This window comes from bacterium endosymbiont of Bathymodiolus sp. 5 South, assembly GCF_900128535.1.
Lineage (GTDB): Bacteria > Pseudomonadota > Gammaproteobacteria > PS1 > Pseudothioglobaceae > Thiodubiliella.
This window is the reverse complement of the sequence record NZ_FQTR01000179.1, coordinates 1-3,072: the sequence shown is the minus strand read 5'-3', so window position 1 is coordinate 3,072 and position 3,072 is coordinate 1. Positions and strand designations below refer to the sequence as shown.

General features: G+C 35.5%; 1 protein-coding gene. It reads left to right on the top strand.

Features of this window, described 5'->3' with window-relative positions:
• Positions 1 to 41 precede the first annotated feature (41 nt).
• Positions 42 to 3,072 (top strand): hypothetical protein (locus BBROOKSOX_RS09725; protein ID WP_180323970.1); only part of this gene is annotated, 3,031 nt, incomplete at its 3' end.

Sequence of the window (3,072 nt, the reverse complement as noted above, 5' to 3'; positions counted from 1 at the left end):
GCTGCCATTCAGATAAGTGTGGCAACAACGGTAACAGTTTTGTGTCAAATTTGAAAGAAAGTTTACAGAACAAGGGTATACCTACTGAAGTCGAGGGCCATAAAGGATATGTTGGTGTGAATGGTAAGGGTAGAGTAGTTCAAGGTGATCAAGTGCCTGAAGATAGCAGAATGATGGAAAAAGAAGATGCAGAACAAACATCAGAGGAGGAAAGAAAAAATTTAGATGAAGAAAAACAGCGAACAGCGGGAGAAAAGCTGAATGAGGAATTAATAGATTTAGCGCTCAAGTTGCAAGATATAGGGAAACAGCGGAAAGTTGCAAACATTTTGAATGAGGAATCGTATCAAAAATTAAAGCAAATAGGAGATCAATTATTCCAAGTCGAATTAGATATAACAGAGAGAATCGGAAAACCAGAACCTGTTGGTAGAGTCGATGAAATAAAAGAACTATTGGTAGCAGAAGAAGGGCAAATGGAGATATTCAACGATATATCAAGAAGTCGAAAGGAGATAGAAGAAGAGTCACTAGAGACTGAAAAATTATTTATAAATAAACATGAAGAAATACTGGTGGAAGTGCAAGAACGAATAGATGGCGTAGAGAAAGAAGAAAGAGATATTCAAGAAAAGTGGAAAGAGGCAAGTAAAGATATAGAGGAAAGTAAAAAGCCAATAGCAGAATCGGGTGCAGAAGATCAGCAGAAAGAAAAATTGCAAACAAAATTAGAAAAGCTAACAGCACAGAAAAATGCAATAGAACAGAAGAAACAGGCGTTATTAATAGAGCAGTTGACAATAGAAATGGAAATGAATCAAGAGCGACTAATGAAACTTGAAATAATAATAGATATGGCTCTAAAGGTAATAATAAGAAAAAACAATGAATTGGATGAGCTAAATTCTAAAATAGAAGTAGTGCAGAATTTAAAACTGAGATATCAAAATGAGATTACTACATTCAATAAAATAATAATAAGAATTGCAGAAAGTAAAGACTCTAAGAGGCAAAAATATTTACAAACAAAAAGGAGGAAAAAACCTTTAGCGAATGCAATGAGAAAAAAACAAAAGATTGATTTAATACTTCATTCAATTTTGGAAAGAAAGAAAAATTTGCTGGATAAAATGACAGAACTCTCAGAAGCAGATAACAGTCCAGTATTGGAAAACATTCAAAAAGAAATAGAAAAATCACAAGTGCTAGAAGAAACATACCAAGAAATTACAGACAACAAAGAAAACACTTTGTCTGACATGGTCCAAGAAAAAATAGCCACCCAAGGTGCATTAACCAGAATAAAAAACTTATCAGGCAGTATTTCTGAAGCTGAACACAACAGAGTAAAATTTTTAACACTAATTAAAAGAGTTGATGAAAGAATAGCACAACGACTTGATAAAAGTATAGTGCAATCCGAATTAGAATACAAAAAAAGAGCCGACGATGAGGCACTCAGAAAAAAAAATATTATTTATCAATTGAACGCCGATCAAGAACAGCGTGAGCGCATTCAAGAATTTAGAGCAATAGAGTTCCATTTAAAAGATGTATTAGGCGTAACAACAACCGAATCTCAAAACATTGAGCGTGAAAAACGAGAAGACGAATTTAACAAGATACTAGGAAACAGTTCAGCGTTTACAAGAATATATGTCACGAAGGAGAGGGTATTCCCAGATTTCAGAGGGCCAGGAAATGAGGCGCTTAAAAGGGCGGTGATTGAGGGTTTTGAAAAAACAAATACCGATGGTAGAATCATTCAACTTCTTAATGACACGCAATTACCCCTTAAGGAGGGAGATGAATACAGGAATCTGATTTTAAATCAAGGTCTTTCAATTCACGAACGACTTGATGCACTCTATAGATTAACAAAACTAGCTGAAGTTGGTAAAGCATCCAGGGAAAAAAGAGATGAAAAACCTGGTGGAAATGGAGAAGAAGAGGAAAACTTAGCACAATTGCAAGCGCGAAAGGCAGTGGAAAAAGAACAAAGTGAGCAAGAAAAAAGGAAGGAAGAACAAGATAAAGTTGACAGCAATAAGAAGAAAGATGAAGAGCAACAAGACAAAATAAAAAAAGCAAAAGAAAGGGAGCAAAAGGAAAAAGAGGAAGCTGAAATCAAGAAAACAAAAGAAAGAGAGCAAAAGGAAAAAGAAGAAAAAGAGGCTGAAATCAAGAAAGTAAAAGAAAGGAAGCAAAAGGAAAAAGAAGAAGCTGAAATCAAGAAAACAAAAGAAAGGGAGCAAAAGGAAAAAGAAGAAAAAGAGGCCAAAATCAAGGAAGTACGCATACAAGAATTTTTAACTTATAGGGCAGAAAACCCAGAAGTCTTCGAAAACGCTAAAAAAGGACAAGAAAAACATGACAGAAACAAAGAAGAGCTAAGAATAAAAAAAGAGTGGCAACTAAAAAAAGCAAATGAACAAAATCAGATTGACAAGGATGATTGGAGTAAACCTGTTGATCTCAATGAATATGGTATCTCTTTTAAAAGGGTTAAGTATCGCAAGTGGAAGAAAGCACTCAAGAAAGAAAAAATAAGAGACCAAATGTTTAGAAGAACATCAGGAGATCATCACGCTTTAAGCAAAGAAGTAAACGGCGTAATGAAATATCTGACGGTGCCTGTATCATCAGGCGCTGATGTGATCGCTAGGTATATCAGCGATATGAATTTGGCATTTGGCATAAGTAGGGCAACCCTAGTTGACCTTTTCAGTGTAAAAATTCATAAATTAAGAAGATCTGATCCTGCTCCCACAGAAGAACAAGCAAGTGCCAGTGCCAATGCAAACTCACAAAAAACTCACAGGAAAACAAAAACCCAACAACAAAAAACAAATGCCGAAGACATAGCTCAAGCATCAGGCGGAAAACCAAAAGAACAACCTTCAACAACTAAAACTAAAGATGGCGGTGTCGTGATCTATAAAGTCGGCACAGACAATATCATCACAGAAGCCACCAACAGGCTCTCTGCCAGACTTAAAAGCAAATATGGTGAAGACAGCGTAGTACTGGTTACAAAAAACAAAGATGGATCATTTGAAACACAAGGCGATA